20 protein-coding genes and 1 pseudogene are annotated in these 24,266 nt (G+C 73.6%); 4 read left to right on the plus strand and 17 right to left on the minus strand.

What is annotated here, in order from left to right; genetic code table 11:
• The first annotated feature begins 86 nt into the window (after positions 1-86).
• Together ileS and ACFVUY_RS27230 are read left to right on the plus strand one after the other, a co-directional pair.
• A complete protein-coding gene (gene ileS, locus ACFVUY_RS27225; protein ID WP_387734143.1) occupies positions 87-3,131 on the plus strand; it encodes an isoleucine--tRNA ligase in 3,045 nt (1,014 codons plus the stop codon).
• A 37-nt stretch (positions 3,132-3,168) separates the two neighbouring features.
• Positions 3,169-4,467 carry an acetyl-CoA carboxylase biotin carboxylase subunit family protein gene (locus tag ACFVUY_RS27230; protein ID WP_387734145.1) on the plus strand — a complete coding sequence of 433 codons (1,299 nt, stop codon included), beginning with the start codon at positions 3,169-3,171 and terminating at the stop codon, positions 4,465-4,467.
• Positions 4,468-4,540: 73 nt separating this feature from the next.
• Here the strand turns inward: ACFVUY_RS27230 and ACFVUY_RS27235 are convergent, their stop codons facing one another.
• From ACFVUY_RS27235 to ACFVUY_RS27310, 16 genes are all read right to left on the minus strand, one after another.
• Positions 4,541-5,341 (minus strand): inositol monophosphatase family protein, encoded by an 801-nt coding sequence (locus tag ACFVUY_RS27235; protein ID WP_387734147.1) that lies wholly within the window; start codon positions 5,339-5,341, stop codon positions 4,541-4,543.
• Entirely contained in the window at positions 5,338-6,150 is an 813-nt protein-coding gene (locus tag ACFVUY_RS27240; RefSeq protein WP_387734149.1) for a phosphotransferase family protein, read from the minus strand. The genes ACFVUY_RS27235 and ACFVUY_RS27240 overlap by 4 nt, the downstream gene beginning before the upstream one ends.
• Complete coding sequence (locus tag ACFVUY_RS27245; RefSeq protein ID WP_387734151.1) at positions 6,151-6,969, minus strand: sulfotransferase domain-containing protein; 819 nt, start codon at positions 6,967-6,969, stop codon at positions 6,151-6,153.
• The gene (locus tag ACFVUY_RS27250) at positions 6,966-8,588 is read right to left on the minus strand and encodes a pyridoxal phosphate-dependent aminotransferase (protein WP_387734153.1); all 1,623 of its coding nucleotides are present in this window, start codon (positions 8,586-8,588) and stop codon (positions 6,966-6,968) included. Before ACFVUY_RS27250 ends, ACFVUY_RS27245 begins: the two co-directional genes overlap by 4 nt.
• A 63-nt stretch (positions 8,589-8,651) precedes the next feature.
• The gene (locus ACFVUY_RS27255; RefSeq protein ID WP_387734156.1) at positions 8,652-9,479 is read right to left on the minus strand and encodes a TauD/TfdA family dioxygenase; all 828 of its coding nucleotides are present in this window, start codon (positions 9,477-9,479) and stop codon (positions 8,652-8,654) included.
• A complete protein-coding gene (locus tag ACFVUY_RS27260) occupies positions 9,476-10,264 on the minus strand; it encodes an NTP transferase domain-containing protein (RefSeq protein WP_387734159.1) in 789 nt (262 codons plus the stop codon). The genes ACFVUY_RS27255 and ACFVUY_RS27260 overlap by 4 nt, the downstream gene beginning before the upstream one ends.
• Entirely contained in the window at positions 10,252-10,863 is a 612-nt protein-coding gene (locus tag ACFVUY_RS27265) for a gamma-glutamyl-gamma-aminobutyrate hydrolase family protein (protein ID WP_387734162.1), read from the minus strand. The genes ACFVUY_RS27260 and ACFVUY_RS27265 overlap by 13 nt, the downstream gene beginning before the upstream one ends.
• Complete coding sequence (locus tag ACFVUY_RS27270; protein ID WP_387734165.1) at positions 10,860-13,148, minus strand: PEP-utilizing enzyme; 2,289 nt, start codon at positions 13,146-13,148, stop codon at positions 10,860-10,862. The genes ACFVUY_RS27265 and ACFVUY_RS27270 overlap by 4 nt, the downstream gene beginning before the upstream one ends.
• Complete coding sequence (locus ACFVUY_RS27275; RefSeq protein WP_387734168.1) at positions 13,145-13,915, minus strand: class I SAM-dependent methyltransferase; 771 nt, start codon at positions 13,913-13,915, stop codon at positions 13,145-13,147. Before ACFVUY_RS27275 ends, ACFVUY_RS27270 begins: the two co-directional genes overlap by 4 nt.
• Entirely contained in the window at positions 13,912-14,433 is a 522-nt protein-coding gene (locus ACFVUY_RS27280; protein WP_387734172.1) for an adenylyl-sulfate kinase, read from the minus strand. The genes ACFVUY_RS27275 and ACFVUY_RS27280 overlap by 4 nt, the downstream gene beginning before the upstream one ends.
• Before the next feature lie 44 nt (positions 14,434-14,477).
• Positions 14,478-15,272 carry an ABC transporter permease gene (locus tag ACFVUY_RS27285; RefSeq protein WP_387734175.1) on the minus strand — a complete coding sequence of 265 codons (795 nt, stop codon included), beginning with the start codon at positions 15,270-15,272 and terminating at the stop codon, positions 14,478-14,480.
• 7 nt (positions 15,273-15,279) lie between these two features.
• Positions 15,280-16,053 (minus strand): ABC transporter permease, encoded by a 774-nt coding sequence (locus ACFVUY_RS27290; RefSeq protein WP_387734178.1) that lies wholly within the window; start codon positions 16,051-16,053, stop codon positions 15,280-15,282.
• Positions 16,050-17,015, minus strand: a complete 966-nt coding sequence (locus ACFVUY_RS27295; protein ID WP_387734180.1) for an ABC transporter ATP-binding protein — start codon at positions 17,013-17,015, stop codon at positions 16,050-16,052. The genes ACFVUY_RS27290 and ACFVUY_RS27295 overlap by 4 nt, the downstream gene beginning before the upstream one ends.
• A complete protein-coding gene (locus tag ACFVUY_RS27300) occupies positions 17,012-18,034 on the minus strand; it encodes a hypothetical protein (protein ID WP_387734182.1) in 1,023 nt (340 codons plus the stop codon). Before ACFVUY_RS27300 ends, ACFVUY_RS27295 begins: the two co-directional genes overlap by 4 nt.
• A complete protein-coding gene (locus ACFVUY_RS27305; protein ID WP_387734185.1) occupies positions 18,031-18,846 on the minus strand; it encodes a hypothetical protein in 816 nt (271 codons plus the stop codon). The genes ACFVUY_RS27300 and ACFVUY_RS27305 overlap by 4 nt, the downstream gene beginning before the upstream one ends.
• Position 18,847: 1 nt before the next feature.
• Positions 18,848-20,065: a M16 family metallopeptidase gene (locus ACFVUY_RS27310; protein ID WP_387734188.1), complete on the minus strand. Its 1,218-nt coding sequence runs from the start codon at positions 20,063-20,065 to the stop codon at positions 18,848-18,850.
• Between the two features lie 498 nt (positions 20,066-20,563).
• Here ACFVUY_RS27310 and ACFVUY_RS27315 point away from each other — a divergent pair.
• Positions 20,564-21,688, plus strand: a pseudogene (locus tag ACFVUY_RS27315) (AMP-binding protein); the annotation flags it as partial.
• A 314-nt stretch (positions 21,689-22,002) separates the two neighbouring features.
• On the opposite strand, the gene ACFVUY_RS27320 reads toward ACFVUY_RS27315, so the two are convergent.
• Entirely contained in the window at positions 22,003-22,290 is a 288-nt protein-coding gene (locus ACFVUY_RS27320; protein ID WP_387734191.1) for a hypothetical protein, read from the minus strand.
• An 8-nt stretch (positions 22,291-22,298) separates the two neighbouring features.
• Here ACFVUY_RS27320 and ACFVUY_RS27325 point away from each other — a divergent pair, with 8 nt between their 5' ends.
• Positions 22,299-24,164: a beta-ketoacyl synthase N-terminal-like domain-containing protein gene (locus ACFVUY_RS27325; RefSeq protein WP_387734316.1), complete on the plus strand. Its 1,866-nt coding sequence runs from the start codon at positions 22,299-22,301 to the stop codon at positions 24,162-24,164.
• Positions 24,165-24,266: the final 102 nt, after the last annotated feature.

Consider the following 24,266-nt stretch of genomic DNA (forward strand, 5'->3'; position numbering starts at 1 on the left):
TCCGATAAACCTCCCGGCGGTGGCTAGACTGACCGCACCGCGCCCTTTTTCGGCGCACCTTGAAACCGTGACAGGGAGGGACGCGAGTGAGCGCTCCACTGAATCTGCCGTCGCTTGAAGAGGAGGTCATCGGCCGGTGGCAGCGGGACAGAATTCCCGCCGCATTCGCCGCTCGCAACCCCAAGGGAAAGCCCTGGGTGACCTTTGAGGGGCCACCGACTGTGAACGGCGCACCCGCCCTTCACCACGTGTGGACCAGTACCTACAAGGACGTCTACGGGCGCTTCCAGATCATGCGCGGTCGGCGGGTGGAGCGCAAGGGCGGCTGGGACTGCCAGGGCCTCCCGGTGGAGATCGCGGTAGAACGCGCACTCGGCCTGAAGAACAAGCGGGACATCGAGCGCTACGGCATCGGTGAATTCGTCGAAAAATGCCGGGAACTGGTCGAGAAGAACATCTCCTCATTCGAGGAAGTTTTCTCCCGGATCGGCTACTGGGCCGACTACGAAAACGCGTACCGGACCATGGATGATTCTTTCCTGGAGTCGGTCTGGTGGCAGATCAAGCAGATGTGGCGGCAGGACCTGCTGTTCGAGGGCCAGAAGGTGGTGCCCTACTGCGTGCGCTGCGCGACCGGGCTCTCCTCGCACGAACTCGGCCAGCCGGGCGTGTACCGGGATGTCACCCACGACTCGCTCTTCGTGGGCATGCCGCTCGACGACGGCGAGGAGCAGCTCGCGGTCTGGACCACGACGCCGTGGACGCTGCCGGCCAACGTGGCCGTCGCGGTCGACCCGCAGGCGAGCTACGGACGCTTCCGGCTGGCCGACGGCCGGACGGTGATCGCCGGCGTGGCGCAGGCGGAACGGGCGCTGCCCGGAGCCGAGCTGCTGGCCGAGTTCCCCGGCAGCGAGTTGGTCGGCTGCGGCTACCGGCGCCCCTACCCCGAGGTGGAGCTGACCGGCGGCCGCGGCGGCGTGGTGATCGCCTGGAACGAGGTGGCCGGCGACGTCGGCACCGGCCTGGTGCACATCGCCCCTGCCTTCGGCGAGGAGGACAACGCGCTCGGAGTGCGCGAGGGCCTGGCCGTGCTGAGCCCGATCGACGGCAACGGCGAGTTCCAGGTCGGGCCGTTCGCGGGCCGTTCGGTGCAGGACGTCTCGGCCGATGTGGCCGCCGACCTCGCGGACAAGGGCCTGCTCCTGCGCACCCTGCCCTACCAGCACCAGTACCCGCACTGCTGGCGGTGCGGCTCCGAACTGATCTACTGGGCGAAGCCGAACTGGTTCATCCGCACCTCGTCCCGCCGCGCCGAGCTGATGGCCCAGAACGAGTCGGTGACCTGGCATCCGGGCCACCTCAAGGACGGCCGGTTCGGGAACTGGCTGAAGGAGAATGTGGACTGGGCGATGTCCCGGGACCGCTTCTGGGGCACCCCGGTGCCGATCTGGCGCTGCTCCGAGGGCCACGCCACCTGCGTCGGCTCGCGCGCCGAGCTCACCGAGCTCACCGGTCACGACCAGTCCGAGCTCAGCCTGCACCGCCCGGCAATCGACGAGGTGTCCTTCCCCTGTCCCGAGTGCGGTGAACGGGCCACCCGGGTCACCGCAGTGTGCGACGTATGGCTGGACTCGGGCTGCGTGCCGGCCGCGCAGTGGGGCTACCCGGCGGTCGAAACCGAGAGCTTCGAACGGAACTTCCCGGCCGACTTCGTCTGCGAGGCGATAGACCAGACCCGCGGCTGGTTCTACTCGCTGCTGGCCGCCAACACCACGGTCTTCGGTACCAGTCCGTACCGGACGGTGGTCTGCCTGGGACACCTGGTGGACGACGACGGCCGCAAGATGTCCAAGTCGATCGGCAACGTGATCGACCCGCTGGCGCTGCTTCCGGAGTACGGCGCCGACGGCATCCGCTGGTACCTGCTGTCGGCGGGTACGCCCTGGGGGGCGCGGCGGATCTCCTTCGAGGCGATCGAGCAGCGGATCCGGCGCGACCTGGACACCCTGTGGAACGTAGTCTCCTTCCACGCCCGCTACGCCGAGTTGGAGGGCTTCACCCGCACCGAGGGTTTCGTCAGCGAGCACCTGATGGACCGCTGGGTCGCCTCCCGGCTGCTGGGGCTGACCCGGGACGTCACCGCCGACATGGAGGGCTACGCAGCCCACCTCGCGGTCAAGCGGATCGGCGAGTTCATCGACGAACTGTCCAACTGGTACGTGCGGCGCAGCCGCCGCCGCTTCTGGGAGGGCGACCAAGCGGCGCTGGAGACCCTCGCCCAGGTGCTGGAGACGCTGGCCGTGCTACTCGCACCGTTCTGCCCGCACCTGGCGGAGGCGGTCCACCACCAGCTGCGCGGGCCCGAGGGCGGATCGGTGCACCTGGCTGACTGGCCCGTCGAGGCAGACCGGCAGGTGGACGAGGCGCTGGAGTCGCAGATGGCCGAGGCACGACAGGTCAGTTCGCTGGCACGCGCGGCCCGGCGCGACTTCGGCATCGCCGGCCGTCAGCCGCTGCGCACCGCGGTGCTCGCTGGGGTGCACGACTGGTCGGAGGCGATCACCGAGATCGCCCTGGACGAGCTGAACGTCCGCCGGCTGCTGGTCGGCGAGTCCTCCGAACTGCCGATCAGCCACCGGCTGAAGGCCAATTGGAAGGCCCTCGGACCGCGCCACCGCGGTCTTGTCTCCGAGATCGCCCGCGCGATCGGCGAGCTCACCGACCCCGAGGCGGTCGCCGCGCTGCGCGCCGGCCGTTCGATCGAGCTGTCGGTCGCCGGCGCCACGGTCACCGTCGCGCCGGACGAGGTCACCGTCGAGGAGGTGCTGCTCGGCGGGTGGCAGCTGGCCGCCGACAACGGGATCACCGTCGCCATGGAGACCACGATCGACGAGGAGCTGGCCCGCGAGGGTCGGCAGCGCACCGTCGTGCGGCACATCCAGGTGGCCCGGCGCGCGGCCGGTCTGGAGATCCAGGACCGGATCCGGCTCTGGCTGGACCGGGAACTGCTGGCCGGATCCGAGCTGGTGGCCCGTGAGGTGCTGGCCGAGCTGGTCGAGCCCCTGGACCTGGCACCGAGCGCCGAGTCCGGCGCGGTCCACGGCGAGGGCTTCGTCTTCCATGCGGTCTGAGGCCGCGCCCGCTCCCACCGAGACGAGAGGAATCCCCATGACAGAGCTCCCCCACCTGCTCCTGGTCGTCGGAATCGGCGGCCCGAGTCCCAAGCTGCTGGCGCCCGCGCTGGCCGGGTCGGCCCGGATCACCTGGCTCTTCGACCGCCGTGACCTCACCAAGCCGGAGCGGGACACCGCGGTGATGGGCGGGGTCGGGCGGCCGGTCCCGGTCGGCTCCGAGGAGGAACTGCTCGCGGCCGCCCTGGCAGTGCACGCCAAGGACCCGGCGGACGGGCTGCTGACCTTCTCCGAGAGCTCGCTGCGGATCACCGCCCGGATCGGGCAGCGGCTCGGCCTGCCGTTCAACTCACCGGCCGCCGCCGAGCGGCTGACCAACAAATACCTCCAGCGGCAGGCCCTGTCGGCCGCAGGGGTGCCCTGCCCGCGGTTCCACCCGGTACGCGAGGAGGGCGAGTTGGCGACGGCTGCGGCGGCGGTCGACTTCCCGGCGGTGCTCAAGCCGGTGCGCGGCGGCGGCAGCGCGCTCACCACCGCGGTCGACTCACCCGAGGAGCTGCGGGCGGCCTGGGCGGTGGCGGCCGAGCTGCTGGCCGCACTGAACGCGGAGGACCGCACCCACCGTCTGCTGGCCGACGTGGACCGGCCGCACATGGTGCTGGAGGAGCGGCTGCGGGGCAAGAGCTGGCACGGGGACGAGCGCTACGGCGACTACGTCAGCGTCGAGTCGGTGATCCAGGGCGGCGAGGTCCGGCACCTGACGGTCACCGACAAGCTGCCACTGGCGGCGGGCTTCCGGGAGAACGGCCAGCTCCACCCTTCGGTGCTGCCCGCCGACCGGCTGGCGGAGCTGACCGCAATGACCGAGGCCGCGCTGGCGGCCCTGGAGGTCACCGAGGGCATCACCCACACCGAGCTGAAGCTGACCGCAGACGGCCCGCGCGTGATCGAGGTGAACGGCCGGGCGGCGGGCGGGCTGTGGGTCACCCTGCAGCACGCCGCCGGGTACGACCTGATCGGGCAGGCGGCCCGGGCGGCGCTGCGGCTCGGCGAGGTCGGGCTGCCGGAGTTCACCGGCCACGCCGCGATGTTCTCGCCCTGTCTGGCACCCGAGCTGGCCGACCGTCCGGTGCGGGTGCGGCTGGCGGAGTCCTTCGAGCAGCGGCCGGGGGTGCACAGCGTGCACGGGCTGCACGAGGGCAGCTTCGACCTCTCGCTCGGCGGCGGCCACGCGCTGCTCGCCTACGTCAGCGGTCCCGGGGCGGAGGCCGTCCACGAGCACTGGGCGGCGCTGCGGGCGGCGATGAGCGTGACCCCATACCAGGCGGCTCCGTAACGGCCCCTCCTTCGCGGCGAAAAGGGGGCGGGACCCGCTGGGTCCCGCCCTCTGGCCGCTGCCGCCGGCGGGTTCACCGCGGCCCCCACCGGTCGGACCAGGCCACCGCCTCCGCGAGCAGCGCGGGGGAACTGGCCGCCACCAGGTGGCGGCGGGCGAAGACGCCGGTGCCGAAGCGGCCCGGTGCGCTGCGGCGGCAGGCCAGGGCGGCGCCGGCCGCCTCGGCGATCAGCATTCCGGCGGCGTGGTCCCAGGAATCGGTGCCGCTGCGGGTCAGGTCGAGCGAGAGGTGGAAGTCGCCGCGGGCCACCGCGCACAGGTCCAGCGCGCTGGCGCCCAGGTCCCGACTGGTGACGGCGGGCACCGGGGTGCCGGGGTAGCCGGAGTAGAGCGCCCGGGCCTCGGCCAGCGTGTGCACCGGGTCGACCCTGGTCGGACCGCCCTCCGTCCAGGCGCCCACCCCGCGGATCGCACGGGTGGTCTGGCCGGTCGCCAGATTGCGCACCACCGCGGCTGCGGGTGTCCCGTCGGTCAGCAGACAGGCGCTGAAGGCGTACCAGGGCACCCCGAGACGGAAGTTGCGCGAACCGTCCAGCGGGTCGATCAGCACCGCGTACCGGCCGGGCCGGGCGGGTACGGTGCGGCCGCTCTCCTCGCTGTAGACGGCCAGGCCCTGGTCGCTCAGGTGGGCCACCACCGCATCGTCGATCGCATGGTCGGCCGCGACGTCGTCCCGGCTGCGGCGCAGCCCGGGCGCCTCGATCACCCACTGCGCCAGCTCGGCGGCCGCGAGGAGCAGGCGCAGCCCCTCCTCGGCACCCTCCTCGGCGCTGCGCTCCGTGCTGTCGGCGGTTCTCTCCATGGACTCGGTCACCCGGTCCTCCGTTCGGCTCGGTCGATCAGGGTGTGCAGGCGCCGCAGCGGGCCGCCAGTGGGACCTGCGGCCCGCTGGGCCCAGGTGAGGTCGCTCATCGCCCGCACCAGCCGGTAGGTGGCGACCGCGGACCGGGCGGCGGGCCGGGCCGAGCTCTCATAGCCGGTCAACAGGCCCCCGGTCCAGGATGGGTGGTTGAGGGTCAGCACCCCGAGGTCCCACAGCGGATCGGCCGCGCGCAGGTCGGCGAAGTCGATGAAGCGGACCCTGCCGCCATGCCGGCGGACGTGCTCGGCCTTGAGGTCTCCGTGCACCGTCACCGCCAGGCGCGGGGCGAGGTCGGCGAGCCGGGCGCGGATCAGCGCGGCGCCGGCCGGCCTCAGGTCGCCGGACCGGGTCAACCGGGCCAGCTGCTCCCCTGCGAAATCGTGGAACCACCCTGGCCAGTCGCCGCCCGGTCGCTCGGGCAACGCGGTGTGCAGCGCGCGCAGCGCGGTGCCGACCGCGGCCGGCCGGAGCGGGCCGTCTGCGGGAACCTCCTCCAATTGGAGGAAGGCGATGCCGTCCGGACAGCGGCCCCGGCGCAGCACGGCGGGAGCCGCGTCGGAGGCGGGGCCGTCCGCCAGGTGGGCCAGCACCGCCCACTCCCGCTCGCTGCGGGCTGGCCGGTCGTCGAACTTGAGCACCGAGGGCCGTGGCTCGCCGAGCACCCTGACCACCCAGCGTCCGGGCCGGTCCTGCAGCACGGCCCAGCGGTCGTGCCCGGTGACGTGCCGGACCAGGGCCGCCAGGTGACGGGAGGCGGGCACTCAGATCACGTAGCCGAACCGGGCGCCCGCCCGCCGCACCCGCTCGTCCGCGAAGCAAGCGGCGAGTTCGCCCTCGTACCAGGTGCGCCATTCGCCGACCAGGCCGCTGCGCATGATCCGGGCGCCGGAGTCGGCGACGTCGTCCTCGTGGCGGCGCATGGCCTCGAAGCTGCTGCGCTCGACGGCCCGGGCGAGCACCGCGGGTTCCGGATCGACGCCGAAGTCGGCCAGCAGTCGCCGCATCACGGCGATCGGGTCGGTTTTCAGCTCCTCGAAGCGCAACATCCTTGCGTCCAAGCCGTGTTCGGCCCAACTCAGGTTGAAGTGCGCCCAGTCCAGCGGGGGTACCAGCCCGCTGCGGGCCGGCCGGCGCAAGAACTCCGTGAAACTGCCGTGCTCCCCGTTCTCCGAGAAGCCCAGCCGCCAGCGGTAGTAGGAGTGCACCGCGTCGCGCGGGTCCCGGACCAGCAGCACCACGCCGGCCGGACGGAGGCCGGCGAAGGCCTCGGGGTACAGGTGGGTCTTGACGAACTGCGGCTGCCCGCAGTCCACTTCGCGTCCACTGGCCCGGTCCAGCCGGTGGGCGGCGGCCAGCCGGCTGCGGTAGTCGAGCCGCTCGGGTGCCGCGGTGACCTGCCGGTCGGTGTGCAGTACCTCGGTGTACGGGTCCAGGTAGCCGATCCCGGCCTCGGTCAGGATGTTGCCGACCAGCGCGGCCCCCGAACCGGGGTAGCCGGCGACCACGACGCTCCGGGGCCCCAGTCGGGCGAGGTTGCGGGTGTGCAGGTCCATCGGGTCGAAGGTGGGGGTGGTGCTCACAGGTTGCGCTCCGTCCACCCGGCCAGCCGACCCATCGCGTCCTCCAGCACCGGTTCGGGCAGGCAGGGGCTCAGCCGCACCAGCCCCGGGCCGCCGGCCAGGCAGAGCAGCCCCGGGTAGACCGAGACGCCGATCTCGCTCACCAGTCGGCGGTAGGTGCGGTAGCTGGGCTCGTCGCCGATCCGCGCCAGCAGGTTGATCGAGTACTCCGGCACCACGACCGGCACGCCCATCCGGGTCAGCGCGTCCACCACCAGCTCGCGGCAGCGGGTGACCTGCGCGGACATCAGGTCGGCGGCCGTCAGGTAGTCGGCGAAGCCGGCCTCCAGGGCCGAGCGGCTGAGCTGGTAGTCCACGGAGAGCCGGCCGACCAGGTCTGCCGAGTCCAGCGAGCCCTCCAGCCGGGCGGCCTCGAACAGCCCGAGCATCTCCAGCAGCAGGTAGAACAGCGAGGGCGGGCCGCCGTAGGTGGTCGAGGCGTGCACGTAGAACTCGTCGATGAACTCGGGCGCGGCGACCAGCCAGCCGGCCTTCAGTCCGGGGGCGCCCCAACGCTTGGAGATGCTGCGGAAGGAGATCACGTTGGACGCCAGCCGGGCCGGGGTGAGCGGGACGCCGGGGCCGAAGGCGTCGTGGCACTCGTCCAGGATGATCATGCAGTCGGCCGGGGCGGCCGCGATCAGCTCGGCGAGTTGCTCCTCCGGGACCCGCAGGCCCGAGGGGTTGGTGACGGTCTGCAGCAGGATCAGCCGGGCGCCGGCCCGGGCGCGTTCGACCAGCGCGCCGATGTCGGTGTGGCCGGACCCCCGCTCGGCCTGCTGGGCCACCGGTGTGTCGACGAACTCCACCGCCATCTTGCGGGCCAGCGCCGCCACCAGCGGCGGGTAGTTGGGGACGGCGCAGAGCGCGGCACGGTCATCGCCCGGTCGGTCGCCGGCCAGCAGGTCCACGATGGAAGCCAGTGCGGCGGTGCCGCCCAGCGTCACCGCCACCCGTTCCGGGCCGATGGGTACCAGACCGCCGGACCGGGCGGTCTCCAGGGCGGCCAGTGCCTCGCGCGCCGAGGTGCGGCCGAGCGAGTCGGAGTACCCGTACCAGTTGCGGTCCAGGGCGAAGCGGACGCAGTTCTTCAGTGACTCCGGCAGGCCGAAGACGGTCTCGTCGTAGGAGCCGCTGGAGAGCATGATCGGGTCCTGGTCGGCCCAGTGGCCGTACAGGTCGTCCCGGAAGTAGAAGTCGAAGATCGACTTGACCAGCTTGGGTGCGGCGGGCGCGGTACGCAGGTCGGCCGGGGTGGCCCGGCGGACCCGGGCCGCGCCGGCCCACGTCGTCAGCTCGGCCGTACGGCTGCCGAGCGGCGCCGGGCCGGCCTCTGCGCGGCCGACGAACAGCCGCAGCGCCTCCTCGGCGTCGTGCGGGTCCCGCGCGCACTCCAGCGGGTCGCGCAGCTCGGCCAAGGCCTCGGTGGTGAAGTACCGCAGGTGCTCCGGAGCGGGGCCGGCGGGACGCTCGGTGAGCAGCGCCGGGGCACCGGGGCTGCCGGGTTCGGGCAGGGCGGCGGGCAGACGGTCGAAGAGTCCGGCCGCCGCGGGGCGGGGTGTCCAGGGCCGTGTTTTCACGACAGCGGGCCTCTTTCCAAAACGGGTCGGTTCTGTGGGTCGGTTCCGTGGTTGGGCGGGTGCTCAGCGGGAGCGGGAGGTGATCCGCAGCCGCTGCAGGTGGCGACCGGTGGCGACGGCGGTGCTGCGGGTCCGGCCGTGGAAGACCCGGTGGTTGTCCAGCAGGACCAGCAGGCCGACCCGCCAGGGCACCGAGCGGGCGTGCGCGCTCTGGTAAACCGCGGCGCACAGGTCGTCGACGGCCGCCGTGACCTCCGCAGCCGGCTCCGCGCCGGTGTGGTCGAGGGCCAGCGGGGCGGTGCCCGGGTCCCGGAAGGAGAAGACCACCCGGCCCCCCTCGCGCCGGGCCAGCGAGTGGGCGGCGCCGCGGTAGCGCAGCCGTCCGAGCAGCTCGACCCGCTCGGGGCCGAGCCGGTCGGCCACCGCGTCGGCCGGTACCACGACGGTCTGGCCGTCGGCCGGCGCGTGGGCGGCGGCGAGGCACTGGAAGAGCAGGTGGCGCGGCTGTTCGGCGGGCGGGCGGGCGCTGCTCTCGGTGTGCATCAGCAGCGAGCCTGCCGCGAACGGCTGGACGTCCACGTCGGTGGTCGCGGGGAGTTCGGTGACCAGGTTGAGGATCCGCCCGGCGGTCACCCGGCTCTGCACGGCCGGCGCCGACTCCACCATCGGCTCCCCCAGTTCCGCGCCCAGCGCGCAGAACTCGGCCGGTGACAGCGGCCGCGGCAGGACGGCCAGCGCCACCCCGGTCTCGGCGGCGGCCGCGGCCAGTACGGCCGGGTCCGGGGCGAGCAGCGGTGCAGCGGGGGCGGGGTGGAGGGTGCCGGGCTCCAGTACGGCCCGGCGCAGCGGCGCCAGGCGGTCCTGGTCGAGCGGGACCAGCAGGGCGGTCATGCGAGGACTCCGTTCACGAGGACTCCGTTCAGGGGCGGGGAGGCGGCCGGCGCGTCCAGCGCGGCCAGCACCTCCCGCCCGAGCAGCAGGTCGGACGGGTGATCGAACTCGAACCAGGGCTGGTCGGTCGGCACTCCGGTCACCGGCAGCCGGCCGTCCCGCACGATCCGGCCCAGCAGGTCGGTCAGGTGCGCCACCGGAGGGTCCTGGCCGCGCAGCCGGGCCGCGTGCGACCAGCCTTCGGGGGTGAACCGCAGCAGCCCCAAGTACTGGCCCTGGACCTGGTCCAGGTGCTCCGGGCGGCCGCCGATCTCCAGTACCAGGCCGGCCGGGTCGACGGCGAAGGTCTCCGCGTCGGCGAGCGGGTCGGCGAAGCGGCGCTCCCACAGCGCGCGCCAGTTGCGGTCGTAGCTGACCGCCAGCGGCGCCTCGGTGGCGGCCAGGTCGGCCGCGGTGGCGGCCGAGTACACGATGTCGCCGTAGCTGACCAGGGTGGGCCCCTCGGTCAGCCAGTCCTCGGCCACCGCCAGGGTCTCCACCATGGTGGTCTCGGCCCACCGCGGGTTGACCAGCAGGCTGAAGCCCAGTCGGGCGGCCGGGCCGGTGAAAGCCTGGTGGCACCAGCCGGTCACCACCACGATCCGCTCGGCGCCGGCCGCCCGCAGCGCGCCGACCTGGCGCTCCAGCAGGCTTCGCCCGCCCACCTCCACCAGGCACTTGGGGCGGTCCGAGGTGTACGGGCCCAGTCGGGATCCGCGCCCGGCGGCCAGGATCACCGCGCGCACAGCGCGCCTGCGAACAGCGAGCGGAACAGGTCGACGTCGGCCTGCTGTGGCTGCTCGTCGCGCTCGGGGTGCCACATGATCCCCTGCACATTGCCGCCCTTGAGCCGGACCGCCTCCACCACCGGGCCGCGCCGGCCGGTGACCTCCAGGGGCTCGGGGACCCGGTCGGCGGCCCAGCGGTGGAAGCAGCCGACCGTACGGACGGACCCGTCGAAGACGACCTCGTGGCGAACCGCCACGTGCCCGTCCACCGGGTGCAGCCCGGCACCGTAGTAGTCGGCGATCAGCTGCATGCCACGGCAGACCCCCAGGACCGGGCGCCCGTCCCGCAGCGCCCACTCCAGCAGCCGGCGCTCGGTCTCGTCGCGCTCGCGCACCCCGCCGCCGTAGCGGGCGAGGTCCTCGCCGCCGGAGAGCACCAGGCCGCCGAGCGCGAGCGCGTCGGCCGTCTCGACGGCCAGCGCGGGGTCGTTGGGCAGCGGCACCGCGGCCAGCCCGCAGCGGGCCAGGAAGGCGGGCCAGCGCACGTCGAGCGCGGTGCGCCGCTCCGCGGTCCCGGCGGCCGTCATCATCCGCTGGGTGATGCCGACGCCGATCACGGCAGCTCCCGGACCAGTCGGTTGGCGCAGTCGACCTCCAGGGCCGCCGCGCGCCGCCACCGGGCGAACCGTCCTTCACCCACCCCGGTCACCGTGGGGATGCCCAACTCCTGGGCCCGGATGGCCATGTGCGAGTTGGTGCCGCCGTAGGCGGTGACGAGCCCGGTGATGCCGCGGGCGAACAGCCAGTCGTAGCCGGGGTCGGCGCTGGCCACGAAGGCGATGGCGCCCTCCGGCCGGTCGCCGCGTTCGATGTCGGCGACCGGGCCGCGGACCCGTAGCTGGGTGACGAAGTTCGGTACCAGGGAGGGAAGTTCGAAGCTCAGCGCGTCGCCGGGCGAGGTCAGCAGCGGGGGCAGCAGCACCGAGCGGGTGGCGGTGTGCGCGGCGCGGCCGGCCGCGGCCGCCCGGGCGAGCGTCGCCGCGTCCAGGTCGGGGCGGCAGAGCACCTCGATGTCGACGTAGGAGACGTCCTCCGTGCCGTGTCCGTGCCGACGGCCCATCTCCCCGGCGGCCACCAGGATGTCGCTGAGCACCCGGGTGAACTCGAACTTGGCCTGCTCGCGGGCCCTGATGGAGGTACGGATGAAGTCCAGCAGCTGCTCCGGTCCGTGCCGGAACCCGGCCTCCTCCAGGAGGGCACCGATTCTGGCCCGGCGGCCGGCGGTGAGCCGGAACGGCGCGGTCCGCGGGCTGTCGGCGGTGTCGCGGGCCCAGTCGAAGTAGCGCTCCGGGTCCTCGTCGTAGCGGGGCGAGAGGATGTCGTAGGTGCCGGGGCGCAGGTGGCCGTAGCGGGCCAGGAAGGCCACCCGGTCGAGGGTGCGGAAGTCGCGGGTGATCGTCCCGGCCACCGTGCCCAGGCCGCCCAGCAGCCGCGCGCGGTCCTCGGTCGACAGCGCTCCGCGGGCGACCAGGCCGTCCAGCAGCTGCACCCCTACGAACCCGGCGCGGGCCAGGCCCGCGAAGGGCAACGCGCCGTACTCGACGCAGGCGTGCAGCAGCCCGGGCAGGTCGGCGTCCGGGATGCGCGGCAGCCGGGCCAGGCGCTCGACGTCGGTGCGCCACTGGCCGTCGGGGGCGACCATGTCGTTGGTCAGGTCGGTCAGTTCCCGGGCCAGCAGCTCGCACTCGGCGGCACTGAAGCCGTGCTCGGCGAGGCGGGCGAGCCGCTCGGACAGCTCGAATCCGTTGCAGGACAGCACGATGTCGAACTCGACCTTGTCGTGCAGGTGCGGGTGGGCCGCGAGCTGGTCCAGGTAGTGGTCGACGAGCCGGCCGGCCAGCGGGTCTGGGACGGCAGCCGGCACGAAGGAGGTGAAGCTGGCCCGCACGTCGACGTACGGGATGCCGGCGAAGTCGGTGAGCAGCTCGGTCGCCGCCAGGTCCCGGTAGCCGTAGGCGGTGCGGGCCCGGGCCCAGGTGCGGTCGGTGATCAGCCGGCGGTAGAGCGACAGGGCCAGCGGGCGCGGGCGCAGCCCGATGATCTCCGCGGGGTTCCAGTCCGGCATCACCCCGAACAGCGGTCGGGTGCCCAGCACCTGGGGCGACCGCCGGGCCCGCTCCCGCCACCGGGGGGCGACCCGGTCCAGCACGCTCCGGTGCTCGGCGAGCGCGAGCTCGCTCGGCTGCACCACCAACGGACGGGCCTGGAAGAGCACCACGTCTCCGACCGCGGTGACCGCGAACTCGACCTCCACCCTGTCGTGGCCGGTGAGCACGACCACCTCGTCCAGCAGGTCCAGCACCCCGTCCAGGGCGGCCACCGGCGGACGCGCCGAGCGTTCGCCGGCCACCCCGTACCAGGTCCGCACGCCCTCGCCATGGCCGCTGGTCACCGCGTCGGTGCCGGCCCGGTCGGCCCAGCTGATCACCCGGTAGGGCGCGCCGCTGCTCGGGTCGCAGGAGCAGGCCACTCCGCTGACCACCGGATCCAGCAGCTCGGGCTGGAGCAGGACCTGGTCTCCGTCGGCAGCCGGCCCGTAGGAGGCGATGACCTCCTCGATCGCCGCGCGCACCGCGTGCGGGCCGCGGACGCCAAGCACGGTGTGGAAGCGGCCCGCCTGGGAGCCGGCCAGGGTGTCCTCGCACAGCGCGCTGCTGCGCACCACCAGCGGGCCGGCCGCCCAGGGGCGGGCCGCCAATCGGTCCAGCAGCGCCTGCGGCTCGGCCCGCCACTGGGCCACCGTCCAACGCAGCTGCGGCAGCACCCGGGCGCTGCGCAACAGCGGGCCGAGCGCCCGGAGAGTGTCCGCCTTGGTGCCGAAGCGGACCATCGTCGCGGTCACGGCCGCGCTGCCGCGGGCAGCAGCTGCGCCACCCAGCCGCGGGTGGTGTACGGCACCTCCAGGACCGGGCCGGCGCTTGCCCGGACCAGATCGCCGATCTCCGCCACGATCCGCTCGAAGCGGTCCCCGGCCTGCCGGGCCAGGGTGGCGTGCGAGTGCCAGGCCGCGCACCAGGTCTCGGTGTCCACCCGGTGCAGCACGGTGCCGGTGATGGTCTGCACCGGCCCGAACAGGCCGGATCCGGCGATGGTCGCGCTCTGGTCGGCTCGCCGCGCGCCGTAGGAGTACTCGGGCAGATGACGGTGGATCACCTCCTCGATGCCCGCCTGCAGCGGGTCGGTGAGGTCGCGGTGGTTCCACAGGCAGGCGAACCAGGCGTCCTCGGCCAGGATCCGGGCGGTCTCCGGCAGGGTCAGCGCCGGGTCGGCGACGTTGAAGGAGGAGCCGAAGGTGGCCAGGCGGTAGCGCCCGTCTGCCCGCCCGGTCCGCTCGGCGGTGCCGTCGAACCAGTGGACCCCGGCCCGCTCCGCGGTCCGCCGGGAGCCGACCGCGCGCATCTCGTCGTTGGGCTCCACCGCGTCCACCAGCAGGCCGCGGTCGAGCAGCGGGAGGGTGAGGTGTCCGGAGCCGGCGCCGATGTCGCAGGCCAGGTCGCCGGGGCGGGCGTCGGCCAGCTCCAGCACGGTGTCCACGGCGCCGGCCGCGTAGTCGGGACGGTCGGCGTAGCTGTGCGCCAGTCTGGTGTAGTCCCACGTCACCTCGGTCACGGCAGTTCCCTTCGTTGCAGAGCGTGCAGAATGCGTTCGGCGGCCGAATCCACCGTGGTGCCAGCGGAGTTGTCGATGACCAGGTCCGGTGCGGTGGGGAACTCCGCGGCCAGGTCCACGCCGGTCACCTGTACGGCGCGGCCCGCCGGGCTGTACAGGCCCTTGGAGTTGCGCGCCGCCAGCTCCTCCTCCGGGACCCGGAGCAGGACTTCGAGGTAGCCGGGCAGGTGGCTTCGGTTCCACTGCTGGACGTCGTGAAACAGCGAGATGGTGGCGCAGAGCACCAGGTGGCCCTGGTGGGCGAAGTCCAGCGCGAACCGGCCGTAGCTGGCCGCGAGCGCGCGGCGCTCGGCCGCCGAGTAGCCGGTCGGGGCGGGCAGCGCGGCACGTATCCGGTCCCCGTCCAACAGCACCGGACGGGTGCCCTCGGCCGTCAGCAGCTCGGCCAGCCTGGTGGCGACGGTGGTCTTGCCGGCGCCGGACAGACCGGTCAACCAGACGACGCGGCCGTCTGTCATGGAAACTCCCTTCCGGGCGGAGGTGTCGCGGGGTTCGGGCAGGGTCAGGCGAAGTGGATGGTCCCGGCGCGCCGCCCGCGGGTCTCCTGGCCCTGGAAGACCAGGTAGGCGGCCGCGAACCAGCCCAGCGCGATCACCGCGGCCAGGGCGGCCTGGCCAAGGACGGTGCCGGTGTCGCCGGGGCCGGCCAGTTCGCGGATGGCGGCCAGCGAGTGGGTCAGCGGCAGGCAGCCGGCGGCGTCCTGCACCCAGTGCGGCCAGAAGCCGACCGGGACCTGCACCCCGCAGACCGCCATCATCAACAGGTAGGCGGTGTTGGAGACGATGTTGCGGATGCCCGGCGCGTTGAGCACCAGACCGGCCAGGAAGAGGCCGAAGCAGTAGGTGCCCAGCGCGGTGAGCAGGACCAGCAGCACCACGGCGGGCACCCGAGCGGCCTGCCAGTGCACGCCGAAGGCCGGGCCGAGGGTGAACAGCGCGACCAGCGAGGTGCCGGCTCCGCTCAACGGCCACTGGAGGCTGCGTCCGAAGAAGACCCAGACCAGCCGGGCGGGCGCGGCCGACAGCAGCGGCAGGGTGCCCAGGAAGCGCTCCCAGATCGAGGAGGCGATGACCATCATCGACTCCATGGCACAGGTCATCACCGCGTTGCCCACCACCAGGTAGGGCAGTTGGTCCGGCCGGTCGAGCAGCCTGCCGACCAGGACGAAGAAGGTGGTCTGGGCGAGCATCCGGCCCAGCCAACCGAAGGTCCAGGTCTTCCAGGTGTAGATGGCCTTGAGGTCCGCGAAGGCGTTGGCGGCACTGTGCTTGACGACGTGCAGGGGTTGGATTCGCATGATGTCCTCAGGTCTCGCTCAACGTGCCCAGCCGGCGCACCCGCAGCAGCACCCGGTGCAGCAGCAGGGAGCCGATCGCGAAGCCGGCCGCGCCCAGCACGGTCAGCACCAGCAGCCGGCCCAGCGGGGCGGCCGGCGGCGCGCTCAGCAGGCTGTCCCGCAGCAGGTCACCGGCCCAGGACAGGAAGACCAGGTCGGAGGCCGGACGCAGCCAGTCGGGCAGGAAGGCGACCGGCACCATCACGCCGCCGAGCAGGTAGAGCGGATAGGTCAGGGTGTTCTGGATGGTGCGCGCAGTGGGCACCAGGACGAACAGCGAGGAGAGGATGCTCGCGGTGCCGGCGGCCGCCAGGCCGGCCAGCACCACCGCGGCCACGAACAGCAGCAGGTGCTCTGGGACGATCCAGTGACCGAAGCCGAGCCCGGCCACCAGCCAGGCCTCCAGGTAGGCCACCAGCCCCACCATGGTGACCGCCGCCAGCCGTCCGATCACCAGCACCGACAGCGGCGCGGGCGAGGCCACCAGCCCCTCCAGGGTGCCCAGGATCCGCTCCTCGGTGATGATCTGCCCGGCGAGGTCCAGGGACATCGCCCACAGCGCCATCAGAGTGGGGGCCACCACGCCGTAGGCCGCCAGGTCACCGCGGCCGCTGTACTCGGTGATGGCCAGCAGCACCAGTGTGTACAGCGGGGCGTTGACGCACACCTGCGCGGTGTCCGGAGAGCGCCAGATCTGGCGCAGCTGGAAACCGAAGCCCACCGCGAGCAGTCGCGCACTCATCGGCTCACCGACATTCCCCGCCCGCCCATCAGGTGCAGGTAGACCTCTTCCAACCCGGGCCTGTCGGTGCGGATCCGGGTGACTCCGGCGGCCACCAGCGCGGTGAGCACCGCGGTGGTGGCGGCCTGCTCCCGAGTCTCAATCCGCAGCGCCCCCTCGTCAGTGACGATGGTGGTCACCACGCCGTCCAGCAGCGGCAGTTGCTCGTGGAGGTGGCCGGGGACGGCGAACGCGTCGATCCGGTCGTACCGGGAGACCAGCGAACCGACCGACTCGGGCGTGTCGGTGACCAGCAGCCGCCCCCGGTCGATCATGCTGACCCGGTCGCAGACCGCAGTGGCCTCGGCCATGTCGTGGGTGGTGAGCAGGATGGTGCGGCCGTCCTCGCGCAGCTGGTGGACCAGCTCGCGGAAGTCGTGCGCCGCCACCGGGTCCATGCCGGCGGTCGGCTCGTCGAGGATCAGCACCGGCGAGTCGGCGATCAGGCCGCGGGTCAGGTGCAAGCGCTGCTTCATACCGCGGGAGAAGGTGTCGACCCGCTCCCCGGCCCGGTCGGCCAGGCCGCAGCGCTCCAGCAGCCCATCCACCCGGGTGCGCAGCCGCGCCCCGTGCAGACCGTACAACGCGGCCCAAAAGGCCAGATTCTGATAGGCCGTCAGGCGACCGTAGAGTCCCTTGTCCCCGCCGAATACGACGCCCACCGCGTGCTTGACCGCCGCCGACTCGGCCACCACGTCGTGGCCGCACACCCGGGCGGTCCCGGAGGTGGGCAGCAGCACGGTGGACAGGATCCGGCACAGCGTCGTCTTGCCGGCGCCGTTGGGGCCGAGCAGGCCGTGCACCTCACCGACCTCGACGGTCAGGTCCAGCCGGTCCAGAGCGTGGACCTGTCGGGCGCCGGCCCCCTTGCCGACCCGGTAGGAGCGGGTCAGCCCGCACAGTTCGACGCCGGCGACGCTCATCGCGCACCGTCCCAGGCGTGCAGCGCGGCCAGGGCGAAGTCGTACTGCTCCCGGCCGACCGTCTCCCGGTCGGTGAGCAAATAGTCCGCCACCGGGGTGAGCAGCAGGTCGCCCTGCTCGAAGCGGACGATCCGGACGGTGTCCCAGTCGGTGCGCGGCTCGGTGCGGCGCAGCAGCAGGCCGTGCCGGGGCACGATCACCGGCTCGGGGCCGGCCAGTTCACGGCGGGCCAGCTCGACGGCGACCGCCTCCGCCAGGGCCGTCCGCACCTCGGCCAGCGAGCCGAGTCCGACGTACGCGTCGGCGAAGTCCAGCAGCTGGACGGCCTCCGGCGCGAGCCGGTACTCCGCCACGACCGCCGCGGTGGCCGCCGGGTCGAAGTCCAGGCCGGACAGCACCTGCACGTCCACCACGTCGCGGGCCCGGAAGGAGCGCTGCAGCCCCTCCTCTGCCAGCGCGATCAGGCACTCCACGTGCCGCGGCGCGCTCAGTACCGGGCGCACCGGCACCGCCGCCAGGTCGCCGACGAGCGCGGCGGTGCACAGTTCGACCTTGTACCAGGGGTCGGACAGCGGGTCCTCAGCCGGCCAGAACATGGTGACCATCGTGTGCCGGGGCTCCCCGAACACGGTGACGTCGATGTTCTCCACCGGGAATTCGGCGGCCAGTTCGAGCACCGTCCGCCACAGGCGGGCCTCGGTCGGCGCGATCAGGTCCAGGTCCCCCTGCGGGCGCAGCAGGTCCTTCGGGTAGTAGGAGGCGAGGTGCAGCCCCTTGATCGGTTCGACCCCGGTGGACCCGCGCAACCGGTCGGCCAGTTCGGCGTACCACTCGGCACGGGCCTCGGCCCGGCGCAGCTCGGCCCGGGACGGTTCGCCCATCCTGACCCCCTCGCGGGCGAGCGCGGAGAGCACCAGGTAGGGCAGTTGGTAGTGGATGCCGCGGGCGCGGAAGAGAAGCTCACCAGGCCCGGCCTCCGGGTCCACGTCGAGCAGCCGGTACAGCAGGTCGGTCGTCACGGCCGCCGCCTCCAGAAGGTGTGGTCGATGGTCCAGCCCCGGTCGAGCAGGGTGGTCAGTACGGACGGGCGGTAGCCAGGTGCGGCCGTCTCCTCGGGGTGCTGCACCTGGCCGAGCAGCGGGTCGCCAGTGCTCCGCGCGAACGCCGTGGCCGCGGCCAGCAGCGCGGTCTGCGCCGGGCCGCGCAGCTCGGGCGGTTCCACCAGGACGTCGCAGAGCTCGACGTGGCGGCGTCCTGTGACCTCGTCGAGCTGGTCCGGACAGAGCGTCAGGTGGCCGATCGGCAGGCCGCCGGCCAACGCCAGGTACGAGCGGCGCCCCGGGTGGGCCAGCACCTCGCCGGCCAGCTCGTCCAGAACCCGCGGGTCGGTGCTACGGCCACGGTCGGTGGCAGCGTCGGCGATCGCCCAGGCCAGCCAGCCGCGCACCAGGTCGTCGGCCTCCGGGCCGGCTTGGGCGACCTCGATGCCGCCGGGCGCGGGGGCCAGGTCGACGGCCGCGTCGGTAGGGCGGATGTAGGTCTGGTGCCGGACCCAAGGCGCGGGCAGGGTCAGCTCGCCGGGGGCGCGCAGGACCAGCAGGTCGGCGTCGGCGTGCTCGGCCGCGGTGTGCGCGACCAGCCAGCCGAGCCGCGGGTCGCCGGTCAGCAGTGCCGAGTCGCAGTACTCCACCAGGCACTGACGCTCGCCGGTGGCCGGATCGGTGAAGGCACCCAGCACGTACGGGAGTCCGTCGTGGGTGTGGAGTAGGCCGTGCTCCCGGGCGGACTCCAGGTAGTCCGGGTCGACGGCGGGGGCGGCGTGGGTAGTCATCTCAGGCCTCCGGCCAGACCACGGCAACCAGCTCGGCCGACACCGCGGCGGCGGCCCGTCGGACGTCCTCGGCGGTCACGGCGTCCAGGGCGGCCAGCTCGTCCTGCGCCGACCAGGCGAGGGTGCCGGCCGCGGTCTGCTGCGCGATCATCCGGACGAATTCCAGCGGCTCCTCGCAGGAGACGATCAGTCCCATCCGGGCCTGTCGGCGCGCGGCCGCCAGGTCGTCCTCCGTCGGTCCGGTCGCGGCCAGTTCGGCCAGCACCTCGCGGACCGTCTCCAGCACTGCCGGGCCGCTGCCCTCGTCCACGCCGACCAGCACCCGCCAGGCTCCGGTCTCCCGGTAGCAGCGGTTCCAGGACTGGAACATGTAAGCCAGTCCGCGGTCGTTGCGCAGCCGCCGGTAGAGCAGCGAGGAGGCGGCGCCGCCCATCAACTGGCCCAGTAGGTCGTAGGCATGCCGGGCGGGGTCCTCTGTCGGCACCGACCGGGCGCCGATCGCGGCCCAGGCGTACTGGGCGGGCCACCGGGGTGCCCCACGGTACGCCTCGACGGGCGCCGGCGACTGGGCCGGACGGGGCACGGCGCCGGCCGCCGCGGGCAGCCGGGGCTCGTGGCCCGGCACCCGCACCGCGTGGGCCGCCAGTCGCTCGGGCACCCGCGGGCCGACCACGAAGAGGGTCATCGGGGACGCCAGGAAGACGGAGCGATGGCCTTCCTCGACGGCGGGCAGCTCGAACGCCTCCAGGGCGCCGCGCTCGCCGCCCACGGGCAGGCCGAGCGGGTGGCCGGCGAACAGGCGGGCCAGGAAGCGGTCCTGGACCACGTCCGCGTGGTCGGCTTCGACCGCCGCCAACTCGCTGAGCACCACGCCGCGTTCGGCCCACAGGCCGTCGACCGTCCAGTGCGGGGTCAGCACCGCGTGCAGCAGGTCCCCGGCGATCTCGTCGGCGTCGTCCGCGTGCACCCGGGCGTAGAAGAGCATCAGCTCCATGCCGGTCTCGGCGTTGGCGTGTCCGCCCAGCCGCTCGACCCGCTCGGTGAACGAAGCAGCGCCGTCCACCGATGCCGACATCAGCGCGTGCTCCAGCAGGTGGGCGAGTCCACCCAGCCCCGACGGGTCGTGCCGGGCGCCGTAGCCGACTGCCAGGCACAGGCTCGTGGTGGTCAACCGCTCGTCGACGACGGCGAGCACGGGCGGCATGCTTCGGACATTCATTCGTGTTCCCGTCATCGGTGAGCGGCGCACCGGGGCCGCTTTCCGCGAACGGAATGTCGCGGTGAACGGCCCCGGTCACCGTCTATCTACTACTTACGTCACTTCTTGCCCGACGCCTTCTCCAGACGCGGACGCATACCGACCTTGTGGTTGCGCATCTCCATTCACCTCCATTCCGCTTTCCGGCCGGTCGGTTTCTGTCCCGTTCCGGCGATGACGCAATTCAAGGCCAGCCGCACAGGCGGGTCAACCCTCCGAAGCATCCGCCCCGGGAAATCCGTAGAGCGCCCCGGAAAAATTGGAAAACTGCCCCGAATTTCTCGTACTGGCAGCTCCGGCACGGCTCGGAAATACTCGGAGCGAGTATCCGGCCGAAATTCGGCCGACCAATTGGAACGGAGGGGATCCGTGTTCACGAAAGTCCTGGCACCGGCCCTGAGCAAGAGGCCGCTCCCGCAGCCGACCGAGCACGACGCGGGCGACGCTGTCACCGCCCTCATGCGGGCCGTGCGAAACGCTCCCGGGGCGGGCGTGGTCACCGTGGACCACGGCGGGCGGGCCACCGCCCTGCGCTATCCCGAGCTCGCGGACCGGGCCCGCCGCATCCTGACCGGGCTGCGCGCCGCCGGGGTCCGGCCCGGCGAGCCGGTGATCCTGCAGGGCCTGACGGCGGCCGAGTTCTTCCCCGCATTCTGGGCCTGTCTGCTGGGCGGGCTGCAGCCGGCGGCGATCACCGGGGAGGCGACCGGCCCGGTGCTGGAGCGACTGCGGCAGACCTGGCAGCGCCTCGGGCAGCCGCCGGTGCTGACCGACGCGGCCGGTGCCCGGACGCTGGCCGCGCAGGGGTGGCCGACCGGCCGGGTACACACCGCGGCGGCGCTCGCCGCCCAGCCGCCCGCGACCGACCTCCACCAGCCCGACCTGGACGAGGTGGCGTTGCTGATGCTCTCCTCCGGCAGCACCGGGGCCCCCAAGGCGGCGGAGCTCACCCACCGGGCACTGGCCGAGTTCGCCTACGGCGCCAGCCGCACCCTGGACCTGCGCCCGGGCGACACCACGCTGAACTGGCTGCCGGTCGACCACAGCGGGGCGTTCCTGCTGCACCACCTCCTGCCGGTCTTCGTGGGCTGCACCAACGTCCACGCCCCCACCGACCTGATCCTCGGCGAGCCGTTGCGCTGGCTCGACATGCTGGCCGAGCACCGGGCCAGCCACAGCTGGGCCCCGATGTTCGGCTACCGCTTGGTCACCCGGGCGCTGGCCGAGCGCCCCGGCGGCTCCTGGGACCTGCGCGCGGTGCGCTCGCTGGTCTGCGGCGGCGAGCAGATCCCGCCCGCCGCGGTCGGCGAATTCCTGGCCGCCACCGCCCCGTTCGGGGTGTCGGGCAACGCCTTCCGGCCGGCCTGGGGCATGGCCGAGACGGTCACCGGGATCACCTTCGGGCGGATCGGCGCGGACGGCGCCGGCACCCTGCTGGTCCGCCGGGACAGCATGGCCGGTGAGCTGGTGCTGCTGCCCGGCCGTCCGGACGGCCTGGGGGATCCCGAGCTGCTCCCCCTGGTGTCGGTCGGCCCGCCCGAGCCCGGCGCCGAGCTGCGGATCGTCGACGACTACGGCGCCGGGCTGCCGGAGCGGCGGATCGGCCGCCTCCAGGTCCGCTCGGCCCGGGTCTGCGCCGGCTACCGCAACGACCCGGAGGCCTCCGCCCGGGCCCATATGCCCGACGGCTGGCTGGAGACCGGCGATCTCGGCTTCCTGACCGGCGGCGAGCTGGTGATCACCGGCCGGGCCAAGGACATGCTGATCCTCAACGGACAGAACCACTCGTGCCAGGAGATCGAGCAGGCCGCCACCACCGTGGCCGGGGTCACCGCCGGCCGGCTCGCCGCCTGCGGCCTGCCCAACCCGGCGACCGGCAGCGAGGACCTGGTCCTGCTCTACGCCACCGACGAGACCGGGGCCACCGACGGGACCGGGTCCGCCGCCGCACGCACCGCCGCCGGGGTGCGCGCGGCGCTGTTCGAGCGGCTGTGGCTGACACCGGCCCGGGTCCTGGCGGTGCCCACCGCGCGGTTCCCGGTCACCGGCAGCGGCAAGGTCCGCCGGACCGAGCTGCGCGAGGCGCTGCTGGCCGGGGAGTTCGACCCGGCCGAGGCCTGCACGTCGGAGCCGGCAGGGTCGGCGGGGTCGGCGGACCCGACCGGCCCGGCGGGCCGACCCGGCACCGCTGGTCCTGGCCGCCGTCGCCGAGGTGCTGGGCCGCCCGGTGGACCCGCTCACGCCCTTCTACGAACTCGGCCTGACCACGGTCACGCTGGCCCGGGTGCGCACGCTCCTGGAGCGCACGCTGGGTGCGCCGGTCCCCGCGTCCGCCCTCTACGAGCACCCGACGGCCGCCGCGCTCGCCACCCACCTGGCCGGAGAGGGGGCCACCCACCTATCCGGGGACGCGGGCGCGCCGACCGCCGAGCCGGCCGTGCCCGACCAGCGGATCGCCGTCATCGGGATGGCCGCCCACTTCCCCGGCGCCGAGGACCTGGACGCCTTCTGGGCCAATCTGCGGGCCGGCCGGGACAGCACGCGCCGCTTCTCCGCCGCGGAACTAGACCGGGCCGGAGTGCCGCGCGCCCGTCATCAGGACCCGGCCTTCCGCTCGGCAGCCGGCGTGCTGACCGGCCTGGACGAGGCGGCCCCGGAGTTCTTCGGGATCAGTCCCATGGAAGCCGAACTCACCGCTCCAGCCAACCTGTTGTTCCTGGAGACCTGTTACCGGGCGCTGGAGCACGGCGGCCACGCCGGCCCCGAACGGGACGGCCGGATCGGCGTCTACGCGGGCTCGGGCATGCAGCTCTACGGCCACCAGGACGGTCCCGCGCCCCGCCAGGGCGACTTCCTGGCCGCCAAGGTCGCCTACCGCCTGGGCCTGACCGGCCCGGCGGTCAACGTGCAGACCGCCTGCTCCACCTCACTGGTGGCCGTGCACCTGGCCGTCCAGGCCCTGCTGACCGGCGACGCGGACCTCGCCTTGGCCGGCGCCGCCGCCGTGCGCACCCCGCAGGAGGCGGGCTACCTGCACTTCCCCGGCTCGATCCTGTCCGAGCAGGGCCGCTGCCGCCCGTTCGACGCGGCCGCGGACGGCACCGTGGGCGGCAACGGGGTCGCGGCCGTCCTGCTCAAGCGGCTGGACCGCGCGCTGGCCGACGGCGACACCGTGCACGCCATCATCCTGGGCAGCGCGGTCAACAACGACGGCCGCGGCAAGGCCGGTTTCGCCGCGCCGAGCGCGGCCGGGCAAGCCGAGGTGGTCCGCCAGGCGCTGCGGCGCGCCGCGGTGGCGCCGGACACGATCTCCTACCTGGAGGCCCACGGCACCGGCACCCCGGTCGGCGACCCGATCGAACTGCGCGCCCTGGCCCAGGTGTTCGGGACGGAGCGGCGGGAAAGCGTTCCGCTCGCCGTCGGCTCGGTCAAGGGCAACGTCGGCCACCTGGACACCTGCGCCGGGATGGCCGGCCTGCTGAAGACCGTCCTGATGCTCAAGCACGGCACGCTGGTGCCGACCGCCAACCTGGCCGTCCCCAGCCCCGAACTCGGCCTGGCCGACGGCCCGTTCCACTTCCCCGACGGCACCACGGCCTGGCCCGCCGGCCCCGGCCCGCGCCGCGCTGGCGTCAGCGCCCTGGGCGTCGGCGGCACCAACGCCCACGTGGTGCTGGAGGAACCGCCCGCGCCAACCACGGACCCGCAGGCCGCCCGTACGGTGGCCCTGCCGGTCTCGGCCGGCGACCCCGACGCGCTGCGGGAGCTGTGCGACGCGCTCGCCGACCGGCTGACCGCCGACCCGGCCGTCCGCCCGGTCGACGCGGCCGCCACGCTGGCGCTGGGCCGCCCGCGGCTGCCCTTCCGGCGGACGGTGACCGGCCGGACCGCCGAAGACCTGGCCGCCGCCCTGCGCGGCCGCGTCGGCGAGGAGCAGGCCAGCGAACCGCCCACGCCGGCCTTCGTCGCTGACCGGACCGCTGGACCAGGAGGCGCTGCGGACCGGGCGAGGTGCAGCGGCAGTTGGCCGCGCTGGACGGCGTGCTGGACGCGGCCGTAGTGGCCGTGCCGGACGCCCGCGACGAGCACCACCTGGTCGGCTACCTGGTGCTCGCCGACCGGGCGGCGCTCGACCCGGTGGTCCGGCGAGCGGCTGCCCGGC

The sequence above is a fragment of the Kitasatospora sp. NPDC058063 genome (assembly GCF_042885395.1).
Classification (GTDB): domain Bacteria; phylum Actinomycetota; class Actinomycetes; order Streptomycetales; family Streptomycetaceae; genus Kitasatospora; species Kitasatospora lactacystinica.

Excerpts from the sequence above, each read along its gene's own strand:
- ACFVUY_RS27230 (WP_387734145.1), top strand. The coding sequence starts at position 3,169 with ATGACAGAGCTCCCCCACCTGCTCCTGGTCGTCGGAATCGGCGGCCCG.
- ACFVUY_RS27255 (WP_387734156.1), bottom strand. The coding sequence starts at position 9,479 with ATGACCGCCCTGCTGGTCCCGCTCGACCAGGACCGCCTGGCGCCGCTG.
- ACFVUY_RS27280 (WP_387734172.1), bottom strand. The coding sequence starts at position 14,433 with ATGACAGACGGCCGCGTCGTCTGGTTGACCGGTCTGTCCGGCGCCGGC.
- ACFVUY_RS27285 (WP_387734175.1), bottom strand. The coding sequence starts at position 15,272 with ATGCGAATCCAACCCCTGCACGTCGTCAAGCACAGTGCCGCCAACGCC.
- ACFVUY_RS27290 (WP_387734178.1), bottom strand. The coding sequence starts at position 16,053 with ATGAGTGCGCGACTGCTCGCGGTGGGCTTCGGTTTCCAGCTGCGCCAG.
- ACFVUY_RS27295 (WP_387734180.1), bottom strand. The coding sequence starts at position 17,015 with ATGAGCGTCGCCGGCGTCGAACTGTGCGGGCTGACCCGCTCCTACCGG.
- ACFVUY_RS27305 (WP_387734185.1), bottom strand. The coding sequence starts at position 18,846 with ATGACTACCCACGCCGCCCCCGCCGTCGACCCGGACTACCTGGAGTCC.
- ACFVUY_RS27310 (WP_387734188.1), bottom strand. The coding sequence starts at position 20,065 with ATGAATGTCCGAAGCATGCCGCCCGTGCTCGCCGTCGTCGACGAGCGG.